11 protein-coding genes are annotated in these 11,211 nt (G+C 70.3%); 6 read left to right on the top strand and 5 right to left on the bottom strand.

Translation table 11 applies throughout. The features are described 5' to 3' along the window. Both ABZU75_RS42350 and menC read left to right on the top strand, forming a co-directional pair. The coding region (locus ABZU75_RS42350; RefSeq protein ID WP_355567768.1) for a membrane dipeptidase at positions 1–434 on the top strand (434 nt) is incomplete at its 5' end. 230 nt (positions 435–664) lie between these two features. Then, positions 665–1,765: an o-succinylbenzoate synthase gene (gene menC, locus ABZU75_RS42345; protein ID WP_355567765.1), complete on the top strand. Its 1,101-nt coding sequence runs from the start codon at positions 665–667 to the stop codon at positions 1,763–1,765. A 108-nt stretch (positions 1,766–1,873) separates the two neighbouring features. Here the strand turns inward: menC and ABZU75_RS42340 are convergent, their stop codons facing one another. From ABZU75_RS42340 to ABZU75_RS42325, 4 genes are all read right to left on the bottom strand, one after another. Next, on the bottom strand, positions 1,874–2,659 hold the full coding sequence (locus tag ABZU75_RS42340) for a dienelactone hydrolase family protein (protein WP_355567762.1): 786 nt from the start codon (positions 2,657–2,659) through the stop codon (positions 1,874–1,876). A gap of 275 nt (positions 2,660–2,934) precedes the next feature. Then, a complete protein-coding gene (locus tag ABZU75_RS42335; protein WP_355567759.1) occupies positions 2,935–4,410 on the bottom strand; it encodes an AMP-binding protein in 1,476 nt (491 codons plus the stop codon). Positions 4,411–4,423: 13 nt separating this feature from the next. Continuing rightward, entirely contained in the window at positions 4,424–5,404 is a 981-nt protein-coding gene (locus ABZU75_RS42330) for an acyl-CoA dehydrogenase family protein (protein WP_355567755.1), read from the bottom strand. 31 nt (positions 5,405–5,435) lie between these two features. Next, a complete protein-coding gene (locus tag ABZU75_RS42325; RefSeq protein WP_355567752.1) occupies positions 5,436–6,614 on the bottom strand; it encodes an acyl-CoA dehydrogenase family protein in 1,179 nt (392 codons plus the stop codon). Between the two features lie 165 nt (positions 6,615–6,779). Between ABZU75_RS42325 and ABZU75_RS42320 the strand changes: the two genes are divergently transcribed. Both ABZU75_RS42320 and ABZU75_RS42315 read left to right on the top strand, forming a co-directional pair. Then, positions 6,780–7,715 carry a HAMP domain-containing sensor histidine kinase gene (locus ABZU75_RS42320; RefSeq protein ID WP_355567749.1) on the top strand — a complete coding sequence of 312 codons (936 nt, stop codon included), beginning with the start codon at positions 6,780–6,782 and terminating at the stop codon, positions 7,713–7,715. 17 nt (positions 7,716–7,732) lie between these two features. Next, complete coding sequence (locus ABZU75_RS42315; protein WP_355567745.1) at positions 7,733–8,335, top strand: TetR/AcrR family transcriptional regulator; 603 nt, start codon at positions 7,733–7,735, stop codon at positions 8,333–8,335. Here the strand turns inward: ABZU75_RS42315 and ABZU75_RS42310 are convergent. After that, entirely contained in the window at positions 8,280–9,212 is a 933-nt protein-coding gene (locus ABZU75_RS42310) for a DMT family transporter (protein WP_355567740.1), read from the bottom strand. The two genes, ABZU75_RS42315 and ABZU75_RS42310, sit on opposite strands and share 56 nt — an antisense overlap. A 180-nt stretch (positions 9,213–9,392) precedes the next feature. Here ABZU75_RS42310 and ABZU75_RS42305 point away from each other — a divergent pair, with 180 nt between their 5' ends. Then, complete coding sequence (locus ABZU75_RS42305) at positions 9,393–10,400, top strand: diiron oxygenase (protein ID WP_355567737.1); 1,008 nt, start codon at positions 9,393–9,395, stop codon at positions 10,398–10,400. Next, positions 10,397–11,194 carry an SDR family oxidoreductase gene (locus tag ABZU75_RS42300; protein WP_355567734.1) on the top strand — a complete coding sequence of 266 codons (798 nt, stop codon included), beginning with the start codon at positions 10,397–10,399 and terminating at the stop codon, positions 11,192–11,194. Before ABZU75_RS42305 ends, ABZU75_RS42300 begins: the two co-directional genes overlap by 4 nt. Positions 11,195–11,211 lie beyond the last annotated feature (17 nt).

The raw sequence follows: 11,211 nt of genomic DNA, 5'->3' as shown, positions 1-11,211 counted from the left end.
CCTCGGCCCGCGCGCTCCGCGACCACCACCGCAACCTGACCGACGACCAGATCCGCGCCGTCGCCGCCACCGGCGGCGTGGTCTGCGTCAACTTCCTGCCCGCCTTCCTGACGGAGGACGTCACCGAGTACACGGTGGACCGGCTGGTCGACCACATCGAGCACGTGGTGAGCGTCGGCGGGATCGACCACGTGGGGCTCGGTCCGGACTTCATCCGCGAGGTCATGCACGACGTCACTCCCCCGTGCTGCGAGGAGCCCGGCTACAGCGGCGTCGACATCGGCGCGACCCTGCCCGGACTGTCCGGCCCGAGCGGCCTGCCCCTGGTCACCGACGCCCTGCTCAAGCACGGCTTCGCCGACGAGGAGATCGTGAAGATCATCGGCGGCAACGTGCACCGGCTGTTCCGCGCCGAACTGGGCAGGCCCGCCTGAGCCTCGCGGGGGCATGAGCCGAGATGGGACGGGGGTGGCGGCCGCTCCTCCGCGAGACACCGGGCGGTCTGCCGCAAGGAGGCGATCGGCTTCGGCCGTGAGACGGGCCACCTCGTGGAGCGGCGGCCCCCAGGCGGGTCACTCCCGACGCGGGAGCGCCCCCGGCATGACGCCCGGCATGACGCCCGGCATGACAATGGAACCCGGTGCGACGAATGGGAGAAGGAAGCTTGAAGATCACCGGGATCGAGTTGAGGCGGATCGCGATGCCGCTGGTCACGCCGTTCCGTACCTCCTACGGCACGGAGACCGAACGCGACGTGCTCCTGCTCCGCGTGGTCACCCCCGAGGCGGAGGGCTGGGGCGAGTGCGTGGCCATGTCCGACCCGCTCTACTCCCCCGAGTACGTCGACGCCGCCGCCGACGTGCTGCGCCGTTTCCTCATCCCGGCCCTGCCCGCCCGTGCCGACGTCCACGGCGTGGGCCGCGCGCTGCAGCCCTTCAAGGGCCACCGGATGGCGAAGGCGGCCCTGGAGAGCGCGGTCCTGGACGCCTGGCTGCGTGCGTCCGGTCAGTCCCTCGCCTCCTTCCTCGGCGCCACCGCCGACCGCGTTCCCGCCGGGGTGTCGATCGGGATCATGAACTCCGTCCCCGAACTCCTGGACACCGTCGCGGGCTATCTCGACGAGGGCTACGTCCGGATCAAGCTCAAGATCGAGCCCGGCTGGGACCTGGCGCCGGTCCGCGCGGTACGGGAGCGCTTCGGCGACGACCTGCTCCTCCAGGTCGACGCCAACGCCGCCTACACCCTCACCGACGCGCCCCACCTGGCCAGGCTGGATCCCTTCGGACTGCTGCTCATCGAGCAGCCGCTGGCCCACGACGACATCGTCCAGCACGCCCGGCTGGCCGGCAGGATCGCCACCCCGATCTGCCTGGACGAGTCCATCGAGTCGGCCGCCGACGCGGCCGCCGCCATCTCGCTGGGCGCCTGCTCCGTGGTCAACGTCAAGCCCGGCCGGGTCGGCGGCTACCTGGAGGCCCGGCGCATCCACGACCTGTGCCGCGCCCACGGCGTCGCCGTCTGGTGCGGCGGCATGCTGGAGACGGGCGTCGGCCGCGCCGCCAACGTCGCCCTGGCCGCCCTGCCCGGCTTCACGCTGCCCGGCGACATCTCCGCCTCCCACCGCTACTACACGACGGACATCACGCCGCCCTTCGAACTGAGCGACGGCCATCTGGACGTCCCCGGCGGGCCGGGCATCGGCGTCGAGCCGATCCCCGGCGTGCTGCGGGAGGTCACCACCTCCACCGAGTGGATCACCCGCTGACCACGGGCTCCCGCGAAGCGGCCGGCCCGAAGCCCGGTCACGGATGCGAGGTTCCGCCGCCGGAGCCGGTCGGACGCGCGACCGATCACGTCCCGGACTCGACCGGTCTCACTTCGCCGTGGCCTCCTGGCCGGTGGCGGAGATGAAGCGGGTGATGCGCCGCCAGGCGTCGGCCGAGGCGTCGGCGAAGTCGGGAAGCCGCTGATCGAAGAAGCCGTGGGGCGCGTCCGGGTAGGTGACGAACTCGTGCCCGACCCCGGCGGCGGTGAGGGCGTCGTCGAAGGCGGTCACCATGGCCGGCGGGATGTTCTCGTCGCCACCACCCCACAGGGCGAGGACCGGCGCGGTCATCAGGGGGGCCAGCTGGATGGGGCCGGGAGCCCCGTTGAGCTCGCCGGGAAAGCCGTACAGCCCGATGACCCCGTCGAGGCCGAAGCGGGGGGCGGCGGTGTTGAACGCGAACCTGCCCCCCATGCAGAACCCCAGGGAGACCACGGCGTGGCAGCTCTCGCGGAGCCTTTCGACACCGGCCGACATGTCGGCGGACAGTCCCTCGGAGGTCAGCCTGGCGAGATGGTCCGGCATGAGCGTGGCCATGTCGGCGAAACTCTCGGGCCGGTCGCGGTAGTCGGTTCCGGCGGTGCGCGCGTAGTAGTCGATCGCGACCGCGGTGTGCCCCAGCTCCGCCAGCCGCACGGCGAGCTGCTGGTAGAAGCCCGACAGTCCGCGATTGTCGGGGAGGACGAGCACCCCCACCCCTGACGGCTTCTCGGGGCGGGCGAGAAATGCGCCGATGCGCGTGCCGTCACCCGAGGTCAGGATGGCCTGCGCGGCCTCCGCCCGGGTGATCGGAGCATTCGGCACAGGCGGGGCGGCAGCTGCGTCGTAACACACGGACGACACTCCTTTGAATTGACTGGAGTTTACGCCCGAAACATTAGCCGCACTTATCCGGCAATTTCCAACATGATATCATGGATAAATTAATTATCGATATACGAGCGATTAAACAGTGGTCACGAAAAGCGCTTCAAGATTGAGGTGAATTGAGATTTCCGCACCTCTTTCACGCGGCGGCCCGGCGCGAGCGGATCGGGGAGCCCCTCTCCGGCGTTCCCGTCGACCGGAGGCGAACGCCCCGGTCCGCCGGGCGTACGGGTGCGAGACCGTCAGGAGGCCAGATACTCCTCCCTGACCTTGGAGCGGGAGAGCTTCCCGGTGGGCGTGCGGGGCAGCTCGTCGCGGAACTCGATGACCCTGGGGTGCTTGAAGCGGGCGATCCGCGGGCCGAGGTGTGCCAGCAGTTCCTCGACCGAGGGGTGGGGGCCGGGCACCGGCTGGATCAGGGCGACCACCCGGTGGCCCCACTCCTCGTCGGGCACGCCGATCACCACGACGTCGGCGACCGCCGGGTGCTCCAGGATCGCCGCCTCGATCTCCGCGGGGTAGATGTTCACCCCGCCGGAGATGATCAGATCGGTGCGGCGGTCGCAGAGGAACAGGAAGCCGTCCGCGTCCATGAAGCCGATGTCACCGGGGGCGTACCAGTCACCGCGCATACTGGCGGCGGTCTTCTCCGGGTCCTTGCGGTACTCGAAACCGCCGGTGCCCGACCTGACGTAGATCATGCCGGGCTCGCCCGCGGGGAGCTCCTCCCCGTCCGCGCCGAGGATCCTCGCCTCGAAGGTCGGGGCCGGGCGGCCGACCGTGCCGGGACGCTCCAGCCAGTCGTGCGGCTTGACGGAGAAGGCGATGGCCGTCTCGGTGGAGCCGTAGTACTCGTACAGCACCGGCCCCCACCAGTCCATGATGCCCTTCTTGACCGCCACCGGGCAGGCCGCGCCGGTGTGCACCACCTGCCGCAGCGACGACACGTCGTAGCGCGCCCTGACCTCCGCCGGAAGCTGCAGCATCCGGTGGAACATGGTCGGCACCATCAGCGCGTTGCCGACCCGGTACCTGTCGACCAGCTCCAGGATGGCCTCCGGTTCGAACCTGGGCGCGATCACCAGGGTGTGCCCGAGGTGGAGGGCGAACATGGTGTGCGCGCACGGCGCGGAGTGGTACATCGGCGAGGTCACCAGGTGGATCTCGTCGCCGGCCCGCAGGTCGCAGACCTCGCCCAGGAACCAGGCGTAGAGCGGGACGATCACCTCCGGCTCGTGGCTGGAGAGCGGGCGCTGCACGCCCTTGGGGAACCCGGTGGTGCCCGAGGTGTACCACATGACGCCGCCGCCCGAGCGGTCGTCAGGGGCGGTCGTGGGCTGTCCCTCGGCCAGCTCGGCCACGCCGACGGCCTTCTCGACGGAGTACGACGGGTCGGCGACCACGACCCGGGCGTCGCAGTCGGCCAGGATGTAGTCGATCTCGGCGGCCGTGAGGTGCCAGTTGACCGGTACGTAGTACAGCCCCACCTGCCCGGTGGCCATCAGCATGACCACCGCGTCGATGCCGTTGGGCAGCACTCCGGCGACCACGTCGCCTCGGCCGAGCCCGCGGGCCCGCAGGCCGTGTGAGACCTGGTTGGCCGTGGCCAGCAACTCTCCGTAGGTCGTCACGGCACCGTCGGGGTGGATCAGCGCGCGGCGGCCGGGATCGGCCTCGGCGATCCGGTAGAAGGTGGGTAGCCCGCTGATGTCGGCCATGGACGTTCCTCCTTTAGAGCTCCAGCAGTTCGGCGAGGCGGGTACGGTGCGTGCGGGGCGCACCCAGCAGCACCTCGTCGGCCTTGGCGCGCTTGTAGTAGAGATGCGCGTCGTGCTCCCAGGTGAAACCGATGCCGCCGTGCAGCAGGAGGTTGTCCCGGGCCACCTCGAAGCAGGCCCTGCCGACGTAGGCCTGGGCGAGCGCGGCCGCCGAGGAGAGCTCGCCGGGCGCCTCGTCCGCGGCCCAGGCCGCGTAGCGGACTATCGACTCGGCCTGCTCCAGCTTGCAGTGCATGTCGGCGAGCCGGTGCTTGACGCCCTGGTAGGAGCCGATGAGGCGGCCGAAGGTCACCCGGAGCTTGGCGTAGCCGACGATGGCGTCCAGCGAGGCGCGCAGCACGCCGAGCTGCTCGGCGGCCACCGCGACCGCGAACAGGTCCCTGGCCCTCGCCACGCCCTCCGTCGACGAGGCGATCTCCTCGCCCGCGCCCAGATCCACCTTCGCCTGCCTGCGGGTGATGTCCAGGGTGGTCAGCGGGGTGCGGTCACCGCCTCTGACCGCCAGGACCCGCGGCCCCTCGATCGCCAGGACCACGTCGGCCTCGGCACCGTTGAGCGCGCGGCCGCCGTCGAGGGCGACGGTCGCGAGCGTGGTCCCCGCGGCGATGCCGGGCAGCAGCTCCTTGTCGCCCACCTCGGTCAGCAGGATCGCGGCGAGGGTGGTGGCCAGGAAGGGTCCCGGCAGCAGCGCCGCGCCGGTCTCCTCCAGGACCACCGCGAGCTCGGCGTACCCGGCCCCCGCGCCGCCGTGCTCCTCTCCGACGACGAGGCCGGCGAGCCCGAGCTCGCCGTTGAGCCTGCGGTAGACCTCGGGGTCGTGGCCGGTCTCGGATTCGACGGCCCGCCGGACCTCGGGCAGCGGCGAGGCGGAGGCGAGGAAGGCACGGACCGCGCCGCGCAGTTCCCGCTGCTCCTCGGTGAGCACGAGCTTCATGTGTTTCCGCCTTTCTGCGCGAGCCCGGAGGTCACCCGTTCACCTTGAGGTCCTTGAACGGCACGTTCTTGTCCACCCGCGGCTCGGGCGGCAGGTTGAGCACCCGGTCGCCGATGATGTTGCGCATGATCTCGTTGGTGCCGCCGCCGAGGGCCATGGCGGGAGCGAGTGAGACGGCCTCGGCCAGCCGCCCGCCACCCTCCTCGTAGGCGACGGCCCCCGGTCCGGCCAGCGAGGTGGCGAGGTCGGCCTGGAACATGGTCAGCTCGGCCAGCAGCAGCTTGGCCGCGCTGCCCCTGGCCCCGGGGAAGACGCCGGCCTTGGTCTCCTGGGAGAGGCGCTCGTTGAACAGGGCGAGCGCGCGGGAGCGGATGTGCAGCTCGACGAGCTGGTCCCTGACCACCGGGTCGGCGGTGTCGGCGGTGTGGCGCAGCACCTCGAAGGCGACCGGGTTGTCCTTGCGGCCGCCCATGCCGACGCCGCTGGAGATGGACAGGCGCTCGTGCAGGAGTGTGGTGACCGCGCAGCTCCACCCGTCGTTGACCTGGCCGACCAGATTCTCCGCGGGGATGTGCACGTCGTCGAAGAAGATCTCGTTGAAGTGGGCGCGGCCTGTCATGTCCCGCAGCGGGCGGACCGTGACGCCGGGGGCGCGCATGTCCACGATGAACATCGACAGGCCCTTGTGCTTGGGCGCGTCCACGTCGGTGCGGGTGAGCAGCAGCCCGTAGGAGGCGTGCTGGGCGACCGAGGTCCAGACCTTCTGCCCGGTGACCGTCCAGCCGTCCTCGGCCGGGGTGGCCCGGGTCTGCAGGGCGGCGACGTCGCTGCCGGCGCCGGGCTCGGAGAAGAGCTGGCACCAGATCTCCTCGCCACGCAGCAGCGGACGCAGGTGCCTGGCCTTCTGCTCGGGGGTGCCGAGGTCGACGAGGGTCGGCCCGCACATCCCGAGTCCTATGGAGAAGACGTAGGTCGGCAGCGTGAAGCCCGCGGCCTCCTCGGCGAAGGCCCGCTCCTCCGCCTGGGTCAGCCCCTGGCCACCCCACTCGCTCGGCCAGGTGATCCCCGAATAGCCCGCGTCGTACATGCGCGCCATGAAGGCCTTCGCGGCGGCGACCCCACCCGCGTCCGGGGTGGCCTCGGCCTCGACGTCTCCAGCGTTGGCCTCCAGCCAGGTCCTGGCACGCCGCCGGTACTCCTGAAGATTCATGTCCGCTCCAATCAGTGCTCACTTACTCTAGCCAGCACCCGATCAGCCGTACAGAGCAATGCTCTACAGGGGAAGGTGAAAGGATATTTGCCCCTTCTTGGCCATCAATCACCAGGAAACGGCAATTAATCCGTCTAGTGGCTCTATTCAGCGCCGAGGAGTGAAGTGTTCGCGGGGAACGCGCGGTCGGTACGGCGTCGACTGACGCTCACCGCCGTCACGACGACCATCGTGATAGGCGGCGCCGCCTTCACGATCGTGACACTCAGGGCCGTGAAGACGGCGCTCGTGCAGGTCAAGGCGATCAGACGCGAGCTGGAGGAGATCACCGCGACCGACATCGGCCGCCGGGTGCCGGTGCCGGCCGCGCGGAACAAGATCAGGCAACTGGCCGAGACGATCAACCAGACGCTGAACCGGCTGGAGGCCTCGGCCGAGCAGCAGCGCAGGTTCGCCTCCGACGCCTCGCACGACCTGCGCAGCCCGCTCACCGCCATGCGCGCCCAGGTGGAGGAGGCGTTGCGCTACCCCGACGACGTCGACTGGACGGCGAAGGCCCACGCGATGCTCGCCAGCCTGGACCGGCTTCAGGCGATCGTCTCGGACCTGCTGACACTGGCCAAGCTCGACTCCGGGGTGCCCGCCCATTACGAGCGGATCGATCTGGGCGTGCTTGTCTGCGATGAGCTGGACAGGCACCGGCGCAACGTCCGGATCGACAGGGAACTGCAGCCGGGGGTGGCGATCACCGGCGACCGGCTCCGGATGGCCCGGCTGCTGACGAACCTGCTGGACAACGCCGAACGGCACGCCGACTCCAAGGTCTCGGTGAGCGTGACCAGGGACGACGGAACGGCCGTCGTGGAGGTGCTCGACGACGGCGCCGGGATCGCGCCCGAGCAGCGGGAGCTGGTCTTCCAGCGGTTCGCCCGGCTGGACGCCTCCCGCAACAAGGACGAGGGAGGCACCGGACTGGGACTCCCCATCGCCAGGGAGATCGCCCGCACCCACGGCGGCATCCTGAGGCTGGAGGACAGCGTCCGGGGCGCGCGGTTCGTCCTGCGGATCCCCCTGCACCCCGACCAGGACGGCGCCCCCTGACCCGCTAGTGTTCCCTTGTGGCAAGGGGATTTGGGCGATTACGTCGTGAAGATCTGCTCCGAACCGCCTGCGATGTCATCGCGGCCCAGGGGTTCGGTCACACCCGAACCGCGGACATCGCGCAGGCGGCCGGCGTCAGCCAGGCGCTGCTCTTCTACCATTTCGAGACCAAGGAGAAGCTGTTCGCCCAGGCATTCTCCTACGCGGCCCAACTCCATCTGGACGCGCTCGCCAGGGTGGAGGAGTCGGGCGGCTCACCCCTCGACCGGCTGCGGGCCCTGCTCAGGTTCTATCCCCCCGGCGGAAAGACCAAGTCGTGGGCCCTGTGGATCGACGCCTGGGCCGAGTCGATGCGCAACTCCGAGCTTGAGGAGACGTCCCGCAGGATCGACACGCGGTGGAAGGAGGCGCTTCACGCGATCATCGACGACGGCGTCGAGGCGGGAACCTTCGTCTGCGCGGACCCCGAGGGCTCGACCTGGCGGATCATGTCTCTCATCGACGGCCTGGCCACCCAGGTGACGGTGCACAGGCGGCTGCTCTCCCGGGCGCGCATGACCGAGTTCATCCAGACGGCCGCCGCGGCGGAACTGGGCCTCTCCCCCGCCGAACTGAGCTGAACAGCCCCCTGGGCAGCACGACCAGGAGCATGGCGAGGGCGATCAGCCCTCCGCCGATGAAGACGCTCAGGGTGAGCGACTCCCCGTACAGCGCGACGGCCAGGACGGTCACCCAGAGCGGCTGTGTCGACAGGATCACCGTGGCGGACACCGGCGGCACGTGGACCTGGCCCCACGAGCGGGCCAGGAAACCCAGGGCGCAGGCCACGATCGACAGGTGGCCGAGGATCACCCAGTCGACCGGCGTGGCGGGCAGGGTCAGGCCGCCCGGCAGGGCGAGGACGCCCGTCATGACGGCGATGGCGCCGAGTTGGATGACCGTGACCGCGTAGGCGTGTCGCCGCGCCTCGGCGGAGTTGCCGAGCACCAGCGTGTGGGCCGCGTACAGGACGGCCGACACCAGGGTGGCGACCAGCGCGGGCGGGGAGATGTCGCCCTCCACGCCCTTCAGCAGGGTGAACACGGTCATCGCGACGGTCGCCAGCGCCACCGCGGCCCAGATCCTGGCCGAGGTCCTGGCACCGAGCAGGACCAGCCCGAGGACCGGGGTGATCACCACGTACGAGCCGACCGTGAACCCCGAGACCGACGAGGGCAGGTCGTGCAGCGAGACCGCCTGGACCGTCTGGCCGACGCCGAACAGCAGGCCGAGCAGGATGCCGATCAGCCAGGTGCTCTCGGAGAGCCCTCGCAGGCTACTCGGGCGGAGCGCGACCAGCACGACCGTGGCGATGCCGTACCGCTCGGCGAGAAGGTCCGCCACGGGCATGCGGACGATGAGGTCCTTCATCAGCGGGAAAGCCGACCCCCAGGCGGCGCTGACGAAGGTCAGGAGCGCGATTCCCAGGAGGGGCCGGGGGGCTGCAACCACTGCCATAGTCGAAGGGTTACATCACCTGCAGCGACGGACAGGTCACCGACCGGAGCAGGAGTGGCCTTAATACAACGCTGAGTGAAGGACGTCACACCGGCGCGAGGGACCTCATACCTCCGCAGGGCTTTCCGTCTTATTGGATGCTTCGTACAATTAGCGCAGACATCCGATGGGAGGGCAGCGATGACACCAGCCCCAGAGACCGCCGCGGACAGAGAGGGCGACCAGCAGGTCACCGAGAGACGCGCGTACGAGGCGGTCATAGAGCGCCTCTCGAAGGCGTCCGTCGACAAGCACTGGGAGCCGTACGTCGACATCCCCTGGGACGAGAAGGAGTTCCTCGTCTTCGCCGACGACCCGCGCTGGGAACTGCCCGAGGTCGACAGGCTGGGCGGCCACGCCTGGTACCGGGCACAGCCTCCCGAGATCCGCGCCAGGATCGGGCTGTGGCGGGTGGCGACCGCCATGAAGATCGGCCTGCAGTTCGAGAACCTGCTCAAGCGCGGACTGCTGAACTACGCATACCGGCTGCCGAACGGCTCCCCCGAGTTCCGCTACGTCTACCACGAGACCATCGAAGAGGGACATCACGGGATGATGTTCCAAGAGTTCGTGAACCGCACGAAACTTCCGATAAGGGGAATGCCGGGGCCGCTGAGCCTGCTCGCGCAGATCACCCCGTGGATCCCGCTGATCTCCACCGAGCTCTTCTTCGTCTTCGTCCTCGGCGGCGAGGACCCGATCGACCACGTGCAGCGCAAGATGATCAAAACGGGCAGGGCCCGGCATCCGCTGGAGGAGACGATCATACGGATTCACATCGCCGAGGAGGCCAGGCACATCTCCTTCGCCCGCCACTACCTGCGCCGCCGGGTGCCCCGGATGCCCCGCTACCGGCGCTTCACACTGGGCCTCGTCTCCCCTGTCATCCTGGGCATCATGGCCCGGATCATGCTCTCACCGCCAGGCTCGATGATCAGGACGTTCGGCATCCCCGAGGACGTCGTCAGGGAGGTCTACACCGGCAACCCCGAGATGGCCGCGGAGATCCGCGACTCGATCGGCAAGACCCGCGAGCTCTGCGCCGAGCTGGGCCTGATGAACCCCGTCCAGCGCCGGGTGTGGAAGGCGATGGGCATCTGGGCGCCCCCGGCGCCCGGCACGACACGGACCGGGAAGGCGGGCGGATGAGAACGGCGATCGTGACGGGGGGCGCCTCCGGCATCGGCCTGGCCGTCTCCCGCGAGTTCGCCGGGCGCGGCGCGCACGTCGTCATCGCCGACCTGGACGGCGCCGGGGCCGAGCGTGCCGCCAAGGAGCTCGGCGGCTCGGCCGCGACGCTCGACGTCTCCGACGCGCGGGCCGTGGCCGACCTCGTCGAGCGGGTGGCGGCCGAGCGGGGACGGCTCGACGTCGTCTTCAACAACGCCGGAATCGCGGTCGGCGGCACCGTCGACGAGCTCACCCTCGACCACTGGAACCGGACGATCGACGTGAACCTGCGCGGCGTCGTCCACGGCGTCCACGCGGCCTACCCGATCATGAAGCGGCAGGGCTTCGGGCACATCGTGAACACCGCGTCCCTGGCCGGACTGGTCCCCGCGCCGCTGATGGCGCCCTACACGGCGACCAAGCACGCGGTGGTCGGGCTCTCGCTCGCCCTGCGCGCCGAGGCCGCCGCCCACGGTGTCCGGGTGAGCGTGGTCTGCCCCGGGTTCACCGACACCCCGCTGCTCGACAACGCCAATCCCGGCCTGCCGCAGACCCCGACCGGCGCCGGCGCCCGCGAGTCGGCGAGCAAGACCATGGGCCGTCTCTACTCCGTCGACGCGCTGGCCGCCGACATCATCAGGGGCATGGCCCGCAACCGCGCCCTCATCGTGGCGCCCGCCACCGGCCGCCTCGCCTGGCGCGGTACCCGCCTCTCCCCCTCGGCCGCCGTCCGGGTGGCCTCCCTCGCCGTCCGCCGCCTGAGCGGGCGCTGAAGGGGCGCCGACCGGCC

It is taken from the genome of Streptosporangium sp. NPDC005286 (genome assembly GCF_040607515.1).
Classification (GTDB): domain Bacteria; phylum Actinomycetota; class Actinomycetes; order Streptosporangiales; family Streptosporangiaceae; genus Streptosporangium.
Note: the sequence above shows the minus strand (reverse complement) of the source record. Positions and strands in the feature narration are given on the sequence as shown.